Here is a 276-nt window from a genome sequence, read left to right on the forward strand (position 1 = left end):
ACTGCAGGGGGGACCCTGTGGGAGAGTAGGACACCGCCGGACTCCTTTTAGTCAAAATGGCCACCCAACGCAGGGTGGCCATTTTGCGTTAACAGAAGAGTTGAGAGAATCAGGACATGCCGAACGACGACGAGCGCCGCCCGCGGCGCGACGACGACAACCGCCCTGGAGACCGCCCTCGGCGGCCTCGCCCTGATCGCTCTTCTTCCGCCGGGCGCTCCGGCGCCCCTCGTCGCGACGGCGGTGCCCCGCGTCGTGATGGGGACCGCCGTGAGG

The organism is Microbacterium sp. NPDC077644, from assembly GCF_040702785.1.
Lineage (GTDB): Bacteria > Actinomycetota > Actinomycetes > Actinomycetales > Microbacteriaceae > Microbacterium.